The organism is Streptomyces dengpaensis (assembly GCF_002946835.1).
GTDB classification, from domain to species: Bacteria; Actinomycetota; Actinomycetes; order Streptomycetales; family Streptomycetaceae; genus Streptomyces; species Streptomyces dengpaensis.
This window is the reverse complement of the sequence record NZ_CP026652.1, coordinates 4,148,807-4,168,429: the sequence shown is the minus strand read 5'-3', so window position 1 is coordinate 4,168,429 and position 19,623 is coordinate 4,148,807. Positions and strand designations below refer to the sequence as shown.

Here is a 19,623-nt window from a genome sequence, read left to right as displayed (position 1 = left end):
GGTCGGTGGTCAGGCGCGCCGCGGGACGAACTCGACACGCTGCTCGCTCGGTGAGTGGCCCGTCAGCCTTACGGTGGCCCCATGGGTGGGCAGATGGGGGTCGGGGAACTCGGGATCGACCGGCTGCGGCTTTTCGGTCCGGCCGTCGACCACGCGGTACTCCGGCGGGAACGGCGCGGCGTTCTCGATCTGCTCCTGGTAGAACCCCAGCCACTTGGCTCCGTCGAAGGACGCCGCGGCGATGACACGGCCGTGGTACCCGTACACCGCGACGAACCGCTCCTCGGCGAGCGTCCCCTGGGCGATGACCAGTTGGTCGCCCAGCGTCGGGACGCCCACGGACTTGATGTTGACGCCGAACTGGGCGGACCAGAACATCGGCAGCCACAGATGCGGACGGCGGTCGGGACCCGCACAGATCATGTTGTGGGCGGCGATCTCGGCCTGTTCGACCGCGTTGCCCCAGTGCTCCAGCGCCAGGAACTCGTAGTCGAACAGCGGATGGGGGCTGCGTGCGACGTCGCCGGCGGCGTAGATGTCGTCGGTGACGATGCCGTTGGCGTCGAACGCCCGGCATCCGGCGTCGCAGGCGATCCCCCAGCGGGGACCGGCGGCCAGCCCGGAGCCGTCGAGCCATTCGGTGTTCCGGATGGCGCCGAGCGCGGTCACCGCCACCCCGACGTCGATCGCCGAACCGTCGGACAGGTGGGCGCGCCTGAGCCGGCCGGCCCGGTCGCCCTCCAGTGCGGTGACGCTGACGCCGCAGCGCAGGTCGACACCGTGACTGCGCTGCAGCCGGGCCGCCACCGCGCCGATCACCCCGCCGAGCGCGCCCACCAGCGGCGCCGGGCCGAGCTCGGCGACCGTGACCTCCAGGCCCCGCTCCCGGCACGCAGAGGCGACCTCCGAGCCCGCGAAACCGGCGCCGATCACCAGCACCCGGGAGGGGCCGGCGGCCAGTTTCCGGTACAGGCGTGCGGCATCGTCGCGGGTGCGCAGCACGAACACCCCGTCCAGCGCGGCCTGTTCAGGGACGAACCAGCGCCGCGCTCTGGTCCCGGTGGTGATCAGCAGGCGGTCGTACGGAACGGTGTCGCCGTTCGCCAGGCGTACCCGCTTGGTGTCCCGGTCCAGGCCCTCGGCGGCCACGCCCAGGATCCATTCGGCGTCGATGTCGCGCCTGCGCGGCAGCGCGGTGTCCCCGGCCTCCTCCCGTCCCAGCAGCACCTGCTTGGACAACGGCGGCCGGTCGTACGGCTCGTACGGTTCATCGCCGATCATGGTCAGCGAGCCGGTGAAACCCTTGGCGCGCAGGGTTTCCGCCGCGCGCAGACCGGCCAGCGAGGCACCGACGACGACGATGCGGCCCTCCCGCCGGAGGACATCGACGTCGGCTTCAGCCGACACGGGGCTCCGCCCCCTTCGTCGGTTCGTCGGAGTAGTCGACGAGGATGGCCTGGACCGGGCAGGCCGCCGCGGCCTGTTCCACCTCGTCGCGCAGTGCCTCATCGAAACGAGAGGCGAAGAGCAGTGCCTCCTCGCCATGCAGGGCGAACACGTCCGGAGCGAGAAACGCGCACTGCGCGAATCCCTGACACCGGTTGAGATCGACGACAAGCCTCATCTGGAACCCGCTCCCTGCCCGGGCCGCGGTAGCCGCGGGCCCCGAAGCCTTCTGCGTTCGGTCCACACGATCGGTTGGCATGCCTCCCCTCAGGATCAACCCTCTCCGGGGGGCCTGCAACGCGAGTGCCGCCCGGTCACCGGGGCGGATCCTCCGGTCCCTGGACGGGCTCGGCCGCGGCGGGCGCGGGTGGCCACGCCTGTGGTGAGAGGACCCCTTTCACGTAGACGCGTGCCACCAGAGCCGTTCTGTTCGTGACTCCCCAACGCCGGGACAGGCGCGAGGTGGTAGTTGACCCCGTCCGCGGTCAGGCTCACCGCTGTGGCGATACGGGTGCTCGTGCAGCCGGCCGCGGCCAGGGCGAGGATGCGTGCGTTTGTCGCTGGTCTGTCCGGAGCCGTGCGCCGGCGGGGCCGGCGGGCCGGACGGTTCGTCGAAGGCGCGCAGGATCAACAGCAGGTTCAGCGGGGCGTCGGGCGCGCTGCCGGGGCATTTCCGGCGGCGGGACGGCTGATGGGTGCCGCCCCTCCGGCCGGACCGCCCCGGACCACCCTGGACCGCCCTGGGCCGCTCGGGGGCTACCGGGATTCATTCGCAGTGCATCGGCCTTCAGGCCGGTGGTGAAGCGAATCTGTGACTGTGGCGCGGAGCGTCACGGATGCTGTCCTGCGGAGCATGAGAGCGCAGGCGCCACCACGGCCGGCGCGGAGCGTCACGGGGTCCGATCCGGAGAGGCCGGGCAACGCCTCCCCCGTTCGGCCCGCTCTGTCCTGCCTGGTTTCAAGGGAGTACCGACCGTTCATACGTTCCCTCTGGTAGCGGGCGGCGCTCGTTCGTACGATCACCGCATGCAGCTTCGGTACGCCTTCAGGCTGTACCCGGAACCTGGCCAACGCCTCGCGCTGGCCAGGGCGTTCGGGTGCGCCCGCGTCGTGTACAACGATGCCGTGCGCGCCCGCGAGGACGCCCGCGGGGCGGGCGAACCCTTCCCGACGGCGGGTGTGCTGTCCCAGAAGCTGATCACCCAGGCCAAGCAGACACCCGAGCGGTCCTGGCTGGGCGAGGTCTCCGCGGTCGTCCTCCAGCAGTCCCTGCGCGACGCGGAGGCCGCCTACAAGAACTTCTTCGCCTCCCTCAAGGGCGAGCGTAAGGGCGCGAAGACCGGTGCGCCCCGCTTCAAGTCCCGCAAGGACAGCCGTCAGTCGATCCGGTTCACGGCCAATGCCCGCTGGTCGATCACTGGTTCCGGGAGGCTGAACCTCCCGAAGATCGGCGCGGTGAAGGTGAAGTGGTCGAGGACCTTGCCCGCGCGGCCCTCCTCGGTCACCGTGGTCAAGGACGCGGCCGGACGGTACTTCGCCTCGTTCGTCGTTGACACCGACCCGGGCGCGGACGCCGCCCGGATGCCCGGCACCGACCAGACGGTCGGCATCGACCTGGGCCTGACCCACTTCGCCGTCCTCTCCGACGGGACGAAGATCGGCTCTCCTCGGTTTCTGCGCCGGGCGGAGAAGAAACTGAAGAAGGCCCAGCGGGAGCTGTCCCGCAAGCAGAAGGGATCGAAGAACCGGGCCAAGGCCCGTCTGAAGGTCGCCCGCGCCCACGCGAAGGTGGCCGATGCCCGCCGCGATTTTCACCACCAGCTCTCCACTCAGCTGATCCGCGACAACCAAGCGATCGGCGTGGAGGACCTGGCGGTCCAAGGACTCGCGCGCACCAGGCTGGCCAGGAGTGTCCATGACGCCGGATGGTCGGCGTTCGTGAACATGCTGGAGTACAAGGCGGCCCGGTACGGGCGGACCCTGGTCAAGATCGGCCGGTTCGAGCCGACCTCCCAGACCTGCTCGGCCTGCGGTATCAAAGACGGCCCCAAGCCCCTGAACGTCCGGGAATGGACCTGCACCGCCTGCGGCACCGTCCACGACCGGGACCACAATGCCGCGAAGAACGTCAAAACGGCCGCCGGACGGGCGGTGACAGCCTGCGGAGCGCCGGTAAGACCAGGACTCGTCCCGGCACAGCGCGAAGAAACAGGAAGCCACGGATTCCCGCCCGAACCCTGTGCCGCGTAGCGGCACAGCAACGGACGAGAAGGCCAGAATCCTCGGGCTTCAGCCCGAGGAGCAAGTCAATTCGTGAGGTGCTTCTCCAGGTCGGCGAGCACCTCGTCGGCGGACGTCACGCCGAGGCCGAGGTACCAGGTCTCGTCGGGGACGTCGTAGGCGTGCCCGGCCTTGACGGCGCCGAGGTTCTTCCACAGCGGGTTGTTCTGCGCGGTGGACTTGTCGGTGGCCTTCGGGTCGCCGTAGACGCCGGTGAAGATGTAGTCGGCGTCGGCCTGGTCGATGTTCTCGGCGCTGATCTCGGCGGCGAGGTCCTCGATGTCCTGGTTCTTCGGCCGGGGGATGCCGGTGTCCTTCAGGATCGTGCCGATGAACGAGGCGTTGGCGTACAGGCGGATGACACCGTCCGGCAGGTAACGGACCATCGAGACGGTCGGCTTGTCGGTGCCGAGCTTCTTGCCCAGCGCCTCGGCCTTGTCCTCGTACGCCGCGAGCTTCTCCTTCGCCTGCGCCGTCTTGTCGAGGGCGGCCGCGTTGAGGAGGTAGTTCTCCTTCCAGGTGAAGCCGGGGCGGAGGGAGAAAATGGTCGGCGCGATCTGGGACAGCTCGTCGTACTTGTCGGCGGCGCGCAGCTGGCTGCCGAGGATCAGGTCGGGCTGCAGCGCGGCGATCGCCTCCAGGTTGAGGTTGTTGATCGTGCCGACGTTCTTCGGGCTGCCCGCGTCCTTCTTCAGGTACGACGGCAGCTCGGGGGAACCCTCGGTGGGGGCGAGGCCGACCGGCTTGATGCCGAGGGACACGACGTTGTCGAGCTCGCCGACGTCGAGGACGACCACGCGCTTGGGCTGGGCCTTGATCTCCGTCTTGCCCATGGCGTGGGTGACGGTGCGGGGCCACTCGCCGGCCTTGGCGTCGGTGCCCATCGCGGCGGTCTTCTTCGCCGCGTCCGAGAAGTCCTCCCCGCCCTGGGCGACCGCCTTCTTGTCACCGGCACCGGCGGAGGCCTCGGCGGCCGTGCCTTCCCCGCCGTCGGAGGAACCGCACGCCGTCAAGGAGAGCGTGGCGGCGAGGGCGAGGGCGAGGGCTGCGGCGGCGGTGCCGCGGCGGCGGAGGGACATGGGAGGACTCCCGTCGTACGAGCAAGAAAAAACTAAGGTGAGGCTTACCTTATGAGAATCTTGTGAAGGGGCCACACCCGGGCGGTGTGGTACCGATCACGTGACGGTTCACGTGGCCGCCTTCTGCGCGGGCACGGGGCCCGGCCCCACCTCTCGCGGAGGGCCGGGAACCACCAGCGGATCACCCGTCACCGGATCAGGCACGACGACCGAGTTGAGCCCGAAGACCTCGTGGACGAGGCCGGCCGTGACGATGTCGGCGGGCGGGCCCTGCGCCACGATCCGCCCCGCCCGCATGGCGATCAGGTGGTCGGCGTAGCGCGCCGCCTGGTTCAGGTCGTGCAGCACCGCCACCACGGTCCGGCCGCGCTCACGGTTCAACTGCCGTACGAGATCCAGCACTTCGACCTGATGGGCGATGTCCAGGTACGTCGTCGGCTCGTCGAGCAGCAGCAGGTCGGTGTCCTGGGCCAGGGCCATCGCGATCCACACGCGCTGGCGCTGACCCCCTGACAGTTCGTCGACCGGGCGGTCGGCGAGGTCGATGGTCCCCGTGCGCTCCATCGCCTCGGAAACGGCCCTCTCGTCGGTCCCGGACCACTGCTGCCACCACTTCTGGTGCGGCTGCCGTCCGCGCGAGACCAGGTCGGCGACCGTGATTCCCTCCGGCGGCACCGGGGTCTGCGGCAGCAGCCCGATCACCTGGGCGATCCGCCTGGTGGGGATGCGGGCCAGCTCGGCGCCGTCGAGGAGCACGGCGCCCCGACGCGGCTTCAGCAGCCGGCCCAGGGCGCGCAACAGGGTGGACTTGCCGCAGGCGTTGGGGCCGACGATGACGGTGACCTTTCCGTCCGGGATCTCCAGGTCCAGGTCCTCGACGACCGTACGGTCCTCGTAGGCGAGGGTGAGTCCTCGTGCGGCGAGACGGTTGTCCCGGGTGGTGGGACGGTTGCCCTGCGCGGTGAGGGGGGTGTCCTGGTCGGCGAGGGGGTTGTCCTGCGCGGTGGGACGGTTGCCGGTCACGCGGTTCCTCCGGAACGGCTGCTGCGGGTACGGACGATCAGCCACATGAGATACGGGGCGCCCACCAGGGCGGTGAACACGCCGACCGGCAGTTCCAGCGGGGACAGGAGCCTGCGGGCCAGCAGATCCGCGACGACCACGATCAGTGCTCCCGTCAGCGCGGAGCACACCAGCGGAACGTGCGGGGTGCGGGTGAGCCGACGGGCGATCTGCGGGGCGAGCAGGGCCACGAAGTCGACGGGACCCGCGGCCCCGGTCGCGACGGACGCGAGGACGACACCGAGGACGCTCAGCCCGAACCGCACCCGGCCGAGCCGGATACCGAGTGCGGTGGCCGTGTCCTCGTCGAACGCCGCGCTCCGCTGCGCGCGGGCCGCCCACAGCAGGAACGGCAGGAGCAGCAGCAGGGCCGTCGCGAGCGGTGCCGCCTGGTCGTAGCCGCGGCCGTTGAGCGACCCGGTGAGCCAGGTCTTGGCCTGCTGGGCGATCAGGTAGTCGCCCTTGGTCACCAGCAGCCGGGTCAGCGAGCCGAGCGCCACCGAGATGCCGATGCCCACGAGGACGAAACGGGAGGCGGTCAGGCCGCCCCGCCACGCGAGCAGGTAGACCAGCAGGGCGGCCAACAGCCCGCCCACGACGGACACGTACGGCAGGACGGCGTACGAGCTGAGACCGAAGGTCATCGCGGCGACCGTCGCCGCTCCCGCGCCGTGCGTCACGCCGATGACGTCGGGACTGGCGAGCGGGTTGCGGGCCATGGTCTGGATCAGCGCGCCGGACAGCCCGAAGGCGACCCCCACCAGCAGCCCGGTCACCAACCGCGGCAACCGCAGCGTGCCGACCACCAACCCGTCGGGACTGGGCAGCCCGAACAGCACGCGGACGACCTCGGCCGGCGGCACGAACGACTCGCCGACGCACAGGGACGTCACGACGGCGGCCGCGAGCAGGGCGGCCAGGACGACGGCCACCACAAGGGCCCTGCGGTGCACCAGGAAGCTGCTGCCGCGCCCGGCCCGCAGGACGGTGTGCCCCGCGGGACGGACGGCGGCAGGGGACTTGGACGGGACACCCCGATCGACGGACGTCATGCCGCCGCCACCGCCTTCCTCCGCACCAGCACGACCAGGAACGGCACACCGGCCAGGGCAGCCATGACGGCCACCGGTACTTCCGAGGGCCGTACGACGATCCGGCCCAGGACGTCCGCCAGGAGCAGCATCACCGGCCCGAGCAGCGCGGCCATGGGCAGCAGCAGGCGGTGTGCTGGTCCGACGAGCGCGCGGGCGATGTGCGGTACGGCGAGACCGACGAAGGCGATGGGGCCGGCCGCGGCGACCGCGGCGCCCGTCAGGACGGTCGCGCCCAGGGCGCCGGTCGCGCGCAGCAGGGCGACGTTGTGGCCGAGCCCGCGCGCGATGTCGTCGCCGAGCGCGAGCGCGTCCAGCCCGCGGGCCATGGCCAGCACCAGCAGCAGACCGGCGAGCAGGAAGGGCCAGACCTGGCCCGCGATCGTCGCGTCCCGCCCGCTGATCGAACCGACGTCCCAGAACCGGAACTCGTCCAGGGCCCGTGCGTTGGTGGTGAGAACGGCCGAGATGACGGAGGCGAGGAACGCGTTCATCGCGGCCCCCGCCAGTGCCAGCTTGACCGGAGACGCGCCGCCGCGTCCGCTGCTGGCGACGGCGTAGATGCAGACCGCCGCAACTCCCGCGCCCGCGAAGGCGTACCAGACGTATCCGGTCAGCGTGTGCACCCCGAGAAAGGCGATGGCGAAGACCACGCCCACCGAGGCACCCTGGCTGATGCCGAGGATGCCGGGCTCGGCGATCGGGTTCCGGGTGATGCCCTGCAGAACCGTTCCGGCGACGGCCAGTGCGACGCCGACCAGCACACCGATGACCGTCCGCGGCACGCGCAGCGACCGTACGACCTGGGCGTCGTCGCTCGTACCACCGTGCGCCAGAGCGTCCCAGACCTCGGAGGGAGGGACGGTACGACTGCCGACCGCGAGGCTGAGCAGCACGGCCAGCAACAGGAGAAGGGCGGCGGCTGTCCAGCCGACGCGGCGTCTTGCGGCTCCTGGCATGCACCGTTCTCCGTATCAATTAGCTAAGGCTTGCCTAAGAGTACGTGGTGGCAGGAGAGCGACTTACGTCTGTCTCGGACCGCGGGCGCAGGCATGCCAGGGCCGAGGTTCGCGAGCTTCCGGTAAGGCACTGATGGCGGGCAAGCGACTGGGTAGGCGTCGTGGCCGGTCTCTCAGGGGGGGTACAGCCGGTCCAGATGTACGCGGCCGACGACTAGTAGGACTCCGTTAGGTTGCTCTGGCTCTTGGGTTTGGGCTGGTGGTGGACGTTCTGGGCAGGGGGCGGTGGCAGGTGCCGGACCAGCAGTTCAGCAGGTCTTGGATGGCGTCGAGGATCGCACGCAGGAGCTGCCCGCCCCGTCCCTGCGCCGCGGGACCTTCCGGGCCCCGCGGGACCGGTTGCTGGTCATCACATGGTGGACGCCGCGTACGACGCCGACCGAGCCGAACTCCCGGAGCCCGAAAGGGGGTTGGTCACTCGGGCGGTGTATCGGTGGCGGTTCGAGTCGGTGGCGACGGCCTGACCGGGGAGTACGAGAGCTCCCACGGACTGCCCGGGACGTGCCCCCGCCACAACAGCACGGCGTTCCTCTTCTCCCAGCGCGCTGCGATGCCGGCCCGCATCAGCCAGTCCAGAGACATCCACAGGGGGGTCAGGGACAGCCAGGGGCTCAAGGTCAGTCCCATGACCAGTGCCGGCACCAGCAGCACGGTGAGGAAGCCCTTATCGACGAGGTTGTGGCGCAGGGAGTAGTCGGCGGGTCGGAGGATTTCGGGGTCGTCCAGCGGAACCGCTTCCTCGAAGGTGCGAACCTCACTGACCCACTTGAGCCGGGAAGCCTCGAGCAGTCCGAAGAGCACGTTGCAACCGAGCATGAGAAGGATGACCTTCCACACCGCGTCGTCGACCACGGCAGGTATCCCGCGCACGCCGAAGGCCACCGGCGCACTGACGACGCAGGCGCACACCGCCATCGCGACGCCTATCAGCTGATGGTGGACGCCCCCGTACTCCCGACGCTGAGGGTCACTCCACCCCCGACATCTCCACCTCGCACCGCAACCTCCAGTCCAGGCCCAGCATCCGTACCGGTCCCGTGAGGGTCAGCCGCGCCGTGTGCCGTATGTCCGCGCTGGAGGCCGCCAACCGTAGTTTCAGCGGCCCGGTTCAACCACCCGGCGGCCTGAACGGTCGATGAAGACCGAGAGATCTCCGTGGAAAGTCAGCTCCAGCCCAGGCACGCACCGAAGGACCAGAAACCCCCGCCCCCCGACTGCCAGCGCCTCTGCCGCGGCGCCGAGGCGGGCGTCCGTCGACTTTCTCCACGGGTGATGACCCGGCCGCCACACAGGTCGAATGCGGGACCAGCATCCTGACGCGCCATCGGACCGTGCCACGAGGCGCGATGCTCTCGCGGTCCGCCTGCTGGCGACCGGGCCGGTCGCGGTCCTCAACCGGCGCTATGACCTGCAGGTTCGCGACAGACCTTGACCGAGTTCCGCTGCCGGCATGGGGGCCGTCTTGAACGCATATCGGGAGCCGACCACTCAGACGTGGACCCGCGAATGTTGGTGACGTATTCTTCTATGTACATCACCAACATGGTGCGGGAGGTGCCGCATGTCCGTGACGCAGATCGACATCGACGACGACGCTCTGGAACGTGCCATGGCTCTGGCCAAGGTCAGGACCAAGAAGGAAGCGGTCAATCTCGCTCTGAACTTCTACGCCGAGCAGCAGGAACGTGCGGCACGCATCAGCCGTCACTTCGAGCGTGCGCGTGAGTGGGGTGCCGTCGAGGACGCCGAGCGTCTGCATCGGGCGGAGAAGCACAGCCGGTGATCTACTTGCTCGACACGTCCGGCCTGGTCCGGCTGCTCCGCGATCCAAAACTGCAATCGGCCTGGTACGACGCGATCGATGCAGCGGCCATCGCATCCTGCTATGTGCAACGTGCCGAGTTTCTCCACAGTGCCCGGAACGGACGCGAGTACGACGAGATCGCGGAGATGTTCACTGATCTTTACCCCGACGTGTCGGTGCCGAAGAACGCTGGGCGCTGGATCGGCGCGGTGCAACACCGTATGGCCCAGGCCGGGGAGCATCGCAGTGCCTCGGCGGTGGATCTCATCATCGCCGCCACCGCGGCCCACCACGGTCTGGCTGTCCTCCATGACGATGCCGACTACCGTGCTATTGCCCGGCACGCATCCGACCTGACCGAGCACAACGTCCACGACGTCGCCTGAGGCGCTTCCGCCGCCCCACAGGTTGTGGATGAGGAAGTAATCCTGACAGGTGCCCCCCTGTCCCCGCGCCGTGTGACCCGAGCCCTCGGGTTGTCCGATGTCAGGAGAAGGTGGCGATCAATGAGAGAGCGGAAGTCACGAGGGAAACGAGTCCGGGGATGCCGTCGCACTTGGCCAGGATCTGTTCCAGCGTGCCCCTCGCCACGGTGCGGCCGACGGTGTCGTCGAGGCGTTGCTGGGCGATGAGGTCGAGAAGGACGACGCACTGCTGGTAGTCGTTGACGCGGCCTTGCTCGGCCGCCAGTTGCCGTCGGATGCGGTCGAGCAGGGCGGTGAATTCCTTCAACTGGTCCGGGCCGGTGCCTGTGTTGGTCTGGTTCTGCTCGGAGTTGGTGGCACCCGGCTGGTTCTGGACGTTGCCCATCGACCCGTAGTTCACGATGCCGGAATTGTCGCCCGAGGGCTGGCTGTTGCTGCGGATCACGCTTTTCCTCCTGTCATCGGGGGCTGGGCGTTCATCTGGGAGCCGACGGCTCCGGGCTGGTTCTGTACGGAGCCCATCTCGCCGTAGTTGATGACGCCGGAGTTCTGGAGAATGACCGTGGTCTGCTGCACGTAGGAGCCGGTGTCGACGTTGTGCTCCTCGAGGAACTTCTCGACTGAGTCGAAGATGCGCCGTTGCATCATCTCGATGTAGCGGCGTGCGTCGTCGTACTGGAGCATGTCGTCCATGTACCGGGTCGAGTACGCCTCGCGCAGGCTCACGGGCCCTTTCTGCTTGTCGAGTTCGGGGCGTCGGCGGTCCTTGCCGTGGTTGAACAGCCGGACAAACATCAGCACCACGTCCACGGCCGAGGCGAGCCAGGCGCGGCGGTGCCAGGACCAGCCAGAGGCGGTGGCCTCGCCGTCGGCGGCGCGCAGATCGGGGTGGAGAGGGTTCATCACGTGGGGACGGACAGTGACCCTCAAGTAGTGGTCCTCATAAGCGAAGCCCACGAAGACCGAGGCCGCCAGTTCACCGTCCCAGGAGATGACGCGGGCGCACAGGAACCGGCGGGCCACCTTCGGGGCGCGTTCCGCACCGACAGCCTGGGGGCCGTGTTCGGCAAGGACATTCAGTGACGTCCACTGCTCGGGAGTGATGCCCTTCCAGCGCTCCGCGGAGATCGCGGAGACTCCGTACGCCTCGAGCCGGCTGTCCGGGTGGAAGGCGGGGCTGGGCGCGGTACCGCGCTTGAGGTCGCGTACGACATGCGCGAGCAGCTCGTCCGGGGTGAACCGTTTGACGACAGCCGGCTCCGGCCCGGGAGGGGTAAAGAGATCTTTGGCGCGGGGGCCCGGGATGGGGGAGCCAGGTCCGTCGTCGTTCTCGGGCTTTGTCCGGGCAGGCAAGACGTCGATGCCGATCGGGGCCTCGTACCAGACTTTCCCCGCTCCAACGAAGTGGTATTTGGGGCTGCCCGCGCGGATCTCGGTGACGTACGGAATTACCGTCCCGAACTTGAGCTGCCTGACGGCTTCCAGGGCGTGACGGCTCTTCCGGGTGATGCCGCGTGCCCGGGTGCCCGTGTCGATGGATTCTCCGGTCATCTGCACGAGGCGGCGGTGGGCGAGGAGCCGATCAAGATAGAAGGCGGTCCATAAGCCCGCGACCACCACGACCGCGGCCAACTCGGTGGCTGTGGTGAGCAGACACGCGAGTCCGGCCAGTACGGCCAGCGTCATCACGGCTCGCCGGAGATGCAGCAGATCCTCGGCGGCGGCGCAGCGCTCGATGACCGGCGTGAGTTCGAAACCGAATGATGGCACAGGGCGGCCGGAGGCGACGCGGTTGCGTACCCAGCGAACGTAGCCGTGCCCGATGATCACTTTCGGTTGTGGTTTCTCGGGCACCTCGTCCGCGGCGGCGTCCTTCTGCGCCTTCTGTTTCTTGTCCAGCCACTTCTGCACGGACTCGGACGTCAGCTTCGTCTTGAGCTTGGCCCGTTTTTTCTTCCGCCATGTGCGGAACTTTGCCGGGGAGTCAGGTCGCAGGTAGGCCGCCATACTTAACAGCCGTGTCGTCTCTGTCTGCTCCGCCCCCTGGCCGTGCATGCCGCCCGCGACACCCAGTGGTAGGGAAGGCGCATTGAACAACAAGCTGTCGATGGCCGCGGAACTGTCCGCGTCCTTGCCGAGCTCCCTGCCTAATCCCATCGCTAGCGCTCACCCCCGTCCGTGCCCGGCGTGCCCCCCTTGGCTGCCGGTGATTCATGCTGCCGCGCGTCCCGGACTCTGGCTACACCACCAACCACAACAAAGCCGGCAGGCAGGGGAGCATGGGCGGCGTTCAGGTTGCGCCGCTCCGGGGCGAGGAGGACAGCACGGTCGAGGTCCCATGAGAATGCGAGAGCCCAATACTGGTTGGTGGGAGGAACCGGGGGCGTCGGCGACAGAGGTGTCGATTGCCTCAGGGACTCCGTGCCCAAAATAAACCCCAGGCCGCTGACCTGGGGTTTCTGGAGCGGGTGACGAGAATCGAACTCGCGCTCTCAGCTCGGGAAGCTGATGTGATCTAGGGCCGGTTGCAGGGCTGGCCTCGGCGAATGGTGGTGGGCGGCTTACGTGGGTGCCCGGGGGTTCCCCGTGATTCCCCGCTGTTCCCCGCTAGATCTGGTGCGCTTGTGGTGCGGCCGTGGTGCGCGCCCACAGCCGCACCTTCTGATCCGTAGCTCTACAGAGATCGGTCAACGAAGGTCATAGAGGCCGCCGCACGGTCCGCCAGAGTGGGTGTCGGTCATGGTCGGTTGCTGTGGTTGCTGTACTTCGCTGCTGTACAGCAGGGCGCTACGGTTGTGCTGCTGTTCGGGCTTGAGCGGATATGGCAGCAGTCTGGGCATTGGTTGGGGATGGGGGGATGGCGCGTGGGCGTCGGTAGACGCGTGGTTCAGGCCACGTGGTTCTTCACAGTGGGAGCCGTGATTGCTTGGCTCGTAGCAGCCTCGCACGATTTTGAAGGGACCATCTGTTACGGCGGTGATGCCAGTGGTCTGGTCTGCGACGGCGTCGGGTTCGAGGGCGAGACCGTTCTCTGGCTTGCGCCTGTGGTCATCGTTGCCTGTGCCGCCATCCGCGCGATTGCTCGACGTGTTGTATTGAGGGCTATCGCTGCTGACGTCAGTGGCATGCATCTAGGGCCGACGGTGTATCGGATGATCAGCCCCAGCGGACCCGTGGAGGCCTTCGACTTGTCTGGTCGTCCCTCTCCAGCTCGGATCACTGCACGTGGTGAAGCGCTCGTCGCCATGCTCACTCGCAAGCACATGGCGGGCCCCGGGTCAGCATGGTTCGAACCGACGAGTCCCCTCGTGTTTGAGCTCGATTCTGGTGATATCCACGTCATCCCACTTCAGCACATCATGGCTGTTGAGCGATACGAGGGCGACGAGCCCTGCAAGGCTGATGAGCAGATCTTGAAGATCACTCTAGGCTCCGCATCATCATTGATGTCAGTCATCGTCTTCGCGAAGCTGGCAGAGCAGGATAAGTGGCTTGATCTGGGGGCGAAGAGCGACTGAGGTCGGCGGAGCGGCATTGGGCTCGGGGCAGTGGGCAAGCATGGAGATCATGTCGCCCTCGGCTAACATTGCAGCTGCAGAAGCCAGAGATCTAGCAGCCTCACTGCAGGCCTCAGGCGAGTAAGAGCGCGCCACAAGGTGCTTATGTTCACGAATCCCCTCAGCTATTCTATCCGCCTCATTACGAAAGCCGATACGTACATTGATATCGCCATCATCTAGACGCCTTGAAGATGAGACCAGATATTGTGCAGCCCGCGCAACGCTCTCTATCTCTCGGCAAATATTCTGCGCATCCTTGTCACTCCGCCACTTGTCACACGCCTGGTGAAGCTTCCCGGCGATCGAGATCAGATCGAGCACTACCCGATCGTACGGCTTTCCGTGATGATTTCGCCGATCAATCGATTCCATGAATCGGTTGATGATCGCCACCGTTGAGACTATGGCGAAGAACGCCGTGGCAATAGAACAAGCGCCTTTGTTCGTCTATGTCAACTAGAGATTTGATTATGTTCAAGTCCTCGCGGACCTCAAAGCTCAACTGGCGATGACGGCGTGCCTTGACGTTGCTTCGCGCCTCGGCGAAGCGCGAGGTGAGTGATCTGTGTGGCATGTCGCGAAGGTACTTGCCACATCGCCGCACCGTAACGGGAACCAGAAACTAGACGCCCACGCCATGCGGTTATTAAGCGGCCGATTGCTGTAGCGCGCGGCGAGCGGAGCGAGCCGCCTTGAACAAGCAGAGAAAGTCGAAACTCGGTCGGTCGCGGGTTCGTGTAACCCTCTGCCGCGTTCTCGGCCTCCGGCGTCCCCGAATTCTGTCCTAGGCGCTGGTCGCCTCTCACACGGCCCGTGTGCCTCTGGCAGGGGGCCGCCGAGGGCGCTCACCGCGGGCCACCGATCGTGCCGCATGATGTCCGTCATGTCACTGACCTTTGGCCCGGACCGGCAGACCCGCGAATTTCAGTGTGACTGCTGCCAAGCTCCGATCGAACGGGCGTGGAACTTCATCTACGCCGACGGTGCCGCGTATGCCGTCTACTTCGCGAACTGCTACCACCACAAGGACAGGGATCACGATGCGTGGATAGACGTGATCTTCGGGACCTGGGGCGCTGGCTCTGAGCAGTGGACCGATCACGTCTCGTTCGCCTGCCGCGTCGGACCAGTGGCTGGGCAGGACACCCCGGCTTCGACCCTGGTAACGGCCGGGCTCGCGCATCCCGACGGGCCACTGTTCGGCACCAAGCTCGATCGTGAAACTGCTCTCCAGCACCCGAAGCTTTCGGAGTTCTGGGAGGTTTCCGACTTCATCTTGGAGAACGACCCGCTGGTACGCGGCCACGTCTACGGGCGCTGACACACGAGGTCGGCGGAGTCTCACTGACGACAGGGGCGGCCAGACCGTCAGTACCGGAAGCGTGCGAAGTTCCCATCGATGCGCAGCAGGAACTCCGTGATCGGCTCGCCTCCGTCTTCCGGCACCAGCTCGAGGCCCAACGCGTAGATGGCCTCGTCGGCCTCCAAGGCCGCTTCTGTGTCTCCTTGTTTCCAAGCAGCCCGAGACGCCTCGACGAAGGGCTTAAGGGTCGGCCAGCCGGTCGAAGCCTCGAAGCGGCAGTCGTGCCAGAACATGTCGATCGCTTCGAGAGTCATCCTGCCGATCACTTCGTCCCCCCGGCGTAGCTGCCATACGCGGTCCTGCATCGCTCATCCCTTCGGCGCAGAGAGCCGCAGAGTACGACAAGGTCGGCGGAACGACTTCGGCCTGGAGCTGCTTTGGCGCGAGTGATCACGGCCCCGTAAGCTTCCGGCGCGTCGGGCAGTCTGTGGACCGGTCTGGGACCCGGTAAAGCATGACGTTGGGGCCATGATCTTCGAGGCTCGCGCCAAAGGGGCCACTCCGACGAGGAGCGGCCGTGCGGTGTTCGGCAGTTTCGCGGGATTCGCGGAGCGATGTATCGCGCGCAGAGACCGACACAACCGCTCACGAATGATGTTGCGTGCGCAATCCGTCGGGGGGCGTACGACGCTCGGGGCGGGGCGACACGATCCGGCCGTGGCCGACCGTAACCAGTCTGGCAGCGGAACGGTCTGCGTGGTCAGCGCGATCGCCGTTGGTCGACGGCATGCGGGCAGAAGCCGCACGGCATACGTCAATCTGGTACATGAGCTACGCTTGGTACATGTCCATGAAGCGCACCAATGTCTACGCCGATCCCGAGGACCTGGCGATCATCAAGGAGGCCGCCAAGCGTCGGGGGATAAGCGAGGCCGAGATCATCCGTCAGGGGATCCACCTCGCGGCCATGGCAAACCGTGTCTGGGATGAGCCGCTGTTCTCGCGCACCTTCGAGGGACCGGGCCGTACGCCGGCCAAGGACGAGGTCCGTGACGCGGTCGCCGACGCCGTCCGGCGTGAGGCCGACTCTGGGTCCGGGACAGCGGCGTGATCATCGTCATTGCCGACACGTCCGGCCTCCTGGCGGCTCTCGACTCGACTCACCCGGAGCACGGGGCGGCGAATGAGGCGCTCATGGCGGCCGGTCTCCTGGTGATGTCACCGCTCCTGCTTGCGGAACTGGATCACGTCGCCACGCGCGAGTTGGGGCGGGAGGCGGCCGTGAGCGCGGTCGACGACCTCCGGCGCTGGATGAGCCGGGGGCGTGTCGTCATGCCGGAGATCACGGAGGGCCACCTGGGCGCTGCCCAGTCCGTCCGCACCCGCTACCGCTCACTGGACCTCGACCTGGCCGACGCGGTGAACGTGGCCCTGGCCGCCGACTACGACACCGACGCGATTCTCACCCTCGATCGCCGCGATTTCCGCGCCGTGCGCCCGCTGGGCCGCCACAAGGCATTCCGGGTGCTGCCCGACGACCTGCCACTCTGACGGGAGCGTCCCGGCGCCGAAGTCATAGCCGTAGAAGGGACTTGGGCACCTGGCTCAGCAGATTGCGGGCCCCGTCACGGTTCCCCGTGACCGTCAGCCGACCGGCACGGTCACGGCACGCATCTCGCTGTACGGCGAGTAGTTCCCGGCCGTGTCATAGGAACGGGCCCGGTACTCATAGGTGCGCCCGTCGGCGGGCAGCGGGTCGCAGACGGTGGCCGTGGCGGTGGCCAGGCGCGGGTCGTAGCCCTGGTGCAGGACGACCGACCAGGTGTTCGTGCCCGCCTCGCGGCGCTCGATCTCGAAGCCGTTGAAGTCGCGGATCGGGGCCGGCGTGCTGTCGCTGGCGGTCGCCTGGATGCCGCTCGCGCACGAGCCCAGGGTCAGGTCGGGGGCGTAGGCAGGGGCGATGCCGTCGGGGATCGTGAGCCAGAGCTCATGGGGGGCGTAGGCGTCGAGCCAGTTCGGGTTGTAGGTGGTGGTGCCGCCGTCGTTGGTGACGAGGACGCGGTAGTGGCGGGTCTCGCCGTCGGCGGTGACGGGGCCGGTGGTCCAGGTGTTGCCGGTTGTCGTGCCCAGCGGGACCCACTTGTAATAGCCGTCCACCAGGTCGTTGCTGAGGACCGTGTAGTGGTCGAAGTGCGGCTCGGTGTTGAGGGGCCAGTTCAGGGTGACCTTGCCGGTCGCCTTGTCGTAGGTGCCGGTCAGGGAGGTGACGATCGGCAGGGGACGGACGATGGTGTCCGTGCTGCCGGAGGAGGTGTTGCCCGCCTTGTCCATGGCGCGCACCTCGTAGTAGTAGGGCGTGCGGTCGTCGGGGTTCACGAGGGGGTCGGTGTGGCTGCGGGCGGTGGTCGTGGTGACCTTCGTCCAGGTGCTGGAGCCGACGGGCCGCCGGTAGAGGGAGTAACTCGCCAGGTCCATCTCCTTGTTGGCGGACCAGGAGAGGATCGTCTTGCGGGTGGTGGTGTTGTAGGCGGTCTTCGCGCCGGTGGGGGCGAGTGGCTTCGTCTTGTCGTACGTGGCCGAAGTCCGGGGCGTGTACGTGTACTTGACCTTCGCGGCGCCGCTCCAGTTCACGTAGTCGACGCGGAGGGTGTGCTTGCCGGAGGGGACGGTGAGGTTGACGCTCTTGGAGCGGGCGGTGTCACCGGTGCCCGTCCACAGGTCGATCTTGCGGACGCCGTCCAGGTAGACGCGGACGCCGTCGGTGGCGGAGACGGTGAACGTGAAGGGGCCGCCGGAGCCGAAGTCGCGGGTCACCGACCAGCGGACACCGAAGTTGTTCGACGGCATGCCGGAGAACGGGCTGCCGGACCAGCTCTGGTCGATGGTGCTGTCGCAGTCGGTCCTCGCCGGGGAGCCGGAGAACGAGGTGTTCTTGTAGAACGTCCGCTTGTGGACGTTGGTCGAGCAGGTGACGTCGGCGGCTGCCGCCTGCGGGGCGGCGGCCAGCAGGCTGCCGAGGACGACGGCGGACATGGCGCCACCGGTCACGGCGGCGACGAGACTCTTCTGGCGCACGGGGACCTTTCGCGCTGTGCGGGCAGGACGTACAGCGTGGAGACCCGTGACCTGGGAGGAAGGTTGCACGGCGCGCCCGATGGCGCCGACCACCACACCCGGACCGGAACCCCCGTCGACACCGCCACCCTCCGCGCCCACGTCACCCGTTCAGGCGGTGACTGAAGATTGGCAGCTTCGCGTTTCACCAGTCGAGGCGGTGATGATGGCGGAGGGATTGAGCCTGACCGGAGTGCCATCTGGCGGAGCCGCAGCAAAAGGCCGCGGAAACCAGGCGTGGATGGCCGCTCACCGTCACCTGTTTGACTGGTGACGATCTTTGTGGAACAGTCGGCCATCGCACAAGCCGGTACACGTAAACGCGCGGAGGGCATTCCCATGATCAACAGGCGTAGCTTCAGCAAGGCCCTGGGACTGGGCACGGGTGCGGCAGCCGTCTCACTGACCGGCCTGCAGGGCCTGCAGGCCGCGTCCGCCGTCACCCGGAGCGGCGCATCCCCGGCGTCGACCGTTTCCACGGTCGTCCCCGCCGCGCACAGCACCTTTCCGCGGCTGAAGCAGATCAGGGCCGGTCTGCTGAGCGTCGGCTACGCGGAACTGGGCCCCGCCCACGGTCCCGCGGTCATCTGCCTGCACGGCTGGCCGTACGACATCCACAGCTACGTCGACGTCGCCCCACTGCTGGCCGAGGAGGGCTACCGGGTGATCGTCCCGTATCTGCGCGGCCACGGCACGACGCGCTTCCTCTCCGACCGGACGTTCCGGAATGCCCAGCAGTCGGCCATCGCCCTGGACATCATCGCCTTGATGGACGCCCTCAAGATCGAGAGGGCCGTTCTGGCCGGCTTCGACTGGGGATCGCGCACCGCCGACATCATCGCCGCACTCTGGCCCGAACGCTGCAAGGCCCTCGTGTCGGTGAGCGGATATCTCATCACCAACCTCGAGGCCAACCTGAAGCCGCTGGCACCCAAGGCCGAACACAACTGGTGGTACCAGTACTACTTCTCCACCGAGCGAGGCCGGCTCGCCATGGAGGACAAGACCCTGCGCCACGACCTGGCCAGGCTCGTCTGGGACACCGTCTCCCCGACGTGGGACTTCGACGACGCCACGTTCGAGCGCACGGCGGCGGCCTTCGGCAACCCCGACTACGCGGCCATCGTCATCCACAACTACCGCTGGCGGCTGAGCCTCGCCGACGGGGAGCGCCGCTACGACGGACCCGAGAAGCGGCTTGCCGCGCGGCCGGTCATCGAGGTGCCCACCATCACCCTCGACCCCGAGCGGGATCCCTTCACCGCTCCGGGTGACGGCGCCTCGTACCGGGACAGGTTCACGGGCAAGTACGAGCACCGAACCCTGCTGGGGATCGGCCACAACCTGCCCCAGGAGGCACCCACCGCCTTCGCCCAGGCCGTCATCGACGTGGACCATTTCTGACGAAGCATCGATCAGCCCGTACGCCCTCACTCCGAG

20 protein-coding genes and 2 pseudogenes are annotated in these 19,623 nt (G+C 67.7%); 9 read left to right on the top strand and 13 right to left on the bottom strand.

Annotated features, from left to right (window positions below; translation table 11 throughout):
* Window positions 1-9: 9 nt before the first annotated feature.
* Together C4B68_RS19205 and C4B68_RS19200 are read right to left on the bottom strand one after the other, a co-directional pair.
* Entirely contained in the window at window positions 10-1,407 is a 1,398-nt protein-coding gene (locus C4B68_RS19205; protein ID WP_240634410.1) for an NAD(P)/FAD-dependent oxidoreductase, read from the bottom strand.
* Window positions 1,397-1,624 (bottom strand): ferredoxin, encoded by a 228-nt coding sequence (locus C4B68_RS19200; protein WP_099506527.1) that lies wholly within the window; start codon window positions 1,622-1,624, stop codon window positions 1,397-1,399. Before C4B68_RS19200 ends, C4B68_RS19205 begins: the two co-directional genes overlap by 11 nt.
* 848 nt (window positions 1,625-2,472) lie before the next feature.
* Here C4B68_RS19200 and C4B68_RS19190 point away from each other — a divergent pair.
* Window positions 2,473-3,696 (top strand): RNA-guided endonuclease InsQ/TnpB family protein, encoded by a 1,224-nt coding sequence (locus tag C4B68_RS19190; protein ID WP_104879998.1) that lies wholly within the window; start codon window positions 2,473-2,475, stop codon window positions 3,694-3,696.
* 56 nt (window positions 3,697-3,752) lie between these two features.
* Here C4B68_RS19190 and C4B68_RS19185 read toward each other — a convergent pair whose 3' ends face one another.
* The 4 genes from C4B68_RS19185 to C4B68_RS19170 form a co-directional block, all read right to left on the bottom strand.
* Window positions 3,753-4,805 carry an ABC transporter substrate-binding protein gene (locus C4B68_RS19185; protein WP_104879997.1) on the bottom strand — a complete coding sequence of 351 codons (1,053 nt, stop codon included), beginning with the start codon at window positions 4,803-4,805 and terminating at the stop codon, window positions 3,753-3,755.
* Window positions 4,806-4,913: 108 nt separating this feature from the next.
* Window positions 4,914-5,828 carry an ABC transporter ATP-binding protein gene (locus C4B68_RS19180; RefSeq protein ID WP_099505871.1) on the bottom strand — a complete coding sequence of 305 codons (915 nt, stop codon included), beginning with the start codon at window positions 5,826-5,828 and terminating at the stop codon, window positions 4,914-4,916.
* Window positions 5,825-6,919, bottom strand: coding sequence for a FecCD family ABC transporter permease (locus C4B68_RS19175; RefSeq protein ID WP_099505872.1), 1,095 nt, complete (start codon window positions 6,917-6,919; stop codon window positions 5,825-5,827). Before C4B68_RS19175 ends, C4B68_RS19180 begins: the two co-directional genes overlap by 4 nt.
* The gene (locus C4B68_RS19170) at window positions 6,916-7,917 is read right to left on the bottom strand and encodes a FecCD family ABC transporter permease (protein ID WP_099505873.1); all 1,002 of its coding nucleotides are present in this window, start codon (window positions 7,915-7,917) and stop codon (window positions 6,916-6,918) included. Before C4B68_RS19170 ends, C4B68_RS19175 begins: the two co-directional genes overlap by 4 nt.
* 318 nt (window positions 7,918-8,235) lie before the next feature.
* Here C4B68_RS19170 and C4B68_RS43345 point away from each other — a divergent pair.
* A pseudogene (locus tag C4B68_RS43345) lies at window positions 8,236-8,441 on the top strand (hypothetical protein).
* Here C4B68_RS43345 and C4B68_RS19160 read toward each other — a convergent pair.
* Window positions 8,392-8,892 (bottom strand): hypothetical protein, encoded by a 501-nt coding sequence (locus C4B68_RS19160; protein ID WP_099505874.1) that lies wholly within the window; start codon window positions 8,890-8,892, stop codon window positions 8,392-8,394. The pseudogene C4B68_RS43345 and the gene C4B68_RS19160 sit on opposite strands and share 50 nt — an antisense overlap.
* A 52-nt stretch (window positions 8,893-8,944) precedes the next feature.
* Window positions 8,945-9,138, bottom strand: a pseudogene (locus C4B68_RS43340) (hypothetical protein); the annotation flags it as partial.
* A 400-nt stretch (window positions 9,139-9,538) separates the two neighbouring features.
* Here C4B68_RS43340 and C4B68_RS19150 point away from each other — a divergent pair.
* On the top strand, window positions 9,539-9,760 hold the full coding sequence (locus C4B68_RS19150) for a type II toxin-antitoxin system VapB family antitoxin (protein WP_180289380.1): 222 nt from the start codon (window positions 9,539-9,541) through the stop codon (window positions 9,758-9,760).
* Complete coding sequence (locus C4B68_RS19145) at window positions 9,757-10,167, top strand: PIN domain-containing protein (RefSeq protein ID WP_099505875.1); 411 nt, start codon at window positions 9,757-9,759, stop codon at window positions 10,165-10,167. The genes C4B68_RS19150 and C4B68_RS19145 overlap by 4 nt, the downstream gene beginning before the upstream one ends.
* A 100-nt stretch (window positions 10,168-10,267) precedes the next feature.
* On the opposite strand, the gene C4B68_RS19140 is transcribed toward C4B68_RS19145, so the two are convergent.
* Window positions 10,268-10,651 (bottom strand): hypothetical protein, encoded by a 384-nt coding sequence (locus C4B68_RS19140; protein WP_099505876.1) that lies wholly within the window; start codon window positions 10,649-10,651, stop codon window positions 10,268-10,270.
* Complete coding sequence (locus tag C4B68_RS19135; protein ID WP_143674490.1) at window positions 10,648-12,363, bottom strand: hypothetical protein; 1,716 nt, start codon at window positions 12,361-12,363, stop codon at window positions 10,648-10,650. Before C4B68_RS19135 ends, C4B68_RS19140 begins: the two co-directional genes overlap by 4 nt.
* Before the next feature lie 761 nt (window positions 12,364-13,124).
* On the opposite strand from C4B68_RS19135, the gene C4B68_RS19130 reads away from it, so the two are divergent.
* On the top strand, window positions 13,125-13,724 hold the full coding sequence (locus C4B68_RS19130) for a hypothetical protein (RefSeq protein ID WP_143674491.1): 600 nt from the start codon (window positions 13,125-13,127) through the stop codon (window positions 13,722-13,724).
* On the opposite strand, the gene C4B68_RS41375 is transcribed toward C4B68_RS19130, so the two are convergent.
* On the bottom strand, window positions 13,656-14,159 hold the full coding sequence (locus C4B68_RS41375) for a hypothetical protein (protein ID WP_143674492.1): 504 nt from the start codon (window positions 14,157-14,159) through the stop codon (window positions 13,656-13,658). The genes C4B68_RS19130 and C4B68_RS41375 overlap by 69 nt on opposite strands.
* A 490-nt stretch (window positions 14,160-14,649) precedes the next feature.
* Here C4B68_RS41375 and C4B68_RS19125 point away from each other — a divergent pair, with 490 nt between their 5' ends.
* Complete coding sequence (locus C4B68_RS19125; protein ID WP_143674494.1) at window positions 14,650-15,087, top strand: hypothetical protein; 438 nt, start codon at window positions 14,650-14,652, stop codon at window positions 15,085-15,087.
* Between the two features lie 47 nt (window positions 15,088-15,134).
* On the opposite strand, the gene C4B68_RS19120 is transcribed toward C4B68_RS19125, so the two are convergent.
* A complete protein-coding gene (locus C4B68_RS19120; RefSeq protein WP_099505880.1) occupies window positions 15,135-15,434 on the bottom strand; it encodes a hypothetical protein in 300 nt (99 codons plus the stop codon).
* 479 nt (window positions 15,435-15,913) lie between these two features.
* Between C4B68_RS19120 and C4B68_RS19115 the strand changes: the two genes are divergently transcribed.
* On the top strand, window positions 15,914-16,180 hold the full coding sequence (locus C4B68_RS19115) for a ribbon-helix-helix domain-containing protein (RefSeq protein WP_099505881.1): 267 nt from the start codon (window positions 15,914-15,916) through the stop codon (window positions 16,178-16,180).
* Window positions 16,177-16,620 (top strand): PIN domain-containing protein, encoded by a 444-nt coding sequence (locus C4B68_RS19110; RefSeq protein WP_099505882.1) that lies wholly within the window; start codon window positions 16,177-16,179, stop codon window positions 16,618-16,620. Before C4B68_RS19115 ends, C4B68_RS19110 begins: the two co-directional genes overlap by 4 nt.
* 93 nt (window positions 16,621-16,713) lie before the next feature.
* Here C4B68_RS19110 and C4B68_RS43335 read toward each other — a convergent pair whose 3' ends face one another.
* Window positions 16,714-18,144 carry a PA14 domain-containing protein gene (locus C4B68_RS43335; RefSeq protein ID WP_240634409.1) on the bottom strand — a complete coding sequence of 477 codons (1,431 nt, stop codon included), beginning with the start codon at window positions 18,142-18,144 and terminating at the stop codon, window positions 16,714-16,716.
* A 378-nt stretch (window positions 18,145-18,522) separates the two neighbouring features.
* Here C4B68_RS43335 and C4B68_RS19095 point away from each other — a divergent pair, with 378 nt between their 5' ends.
* Window positions 18,523-19,587, top strand: a complete 1,065-nt coding sequence (locus C4B68_RS19095) for an alpha/beta fold hydrolase (protein ID WP_099505883.1) — start codon at window positions 18,523-18,525, stop codon at window positions 19,585-19,587.
* The last annotated feature ends 36 nt before the right edge of the window (window positions 19,588-19,623 follow it).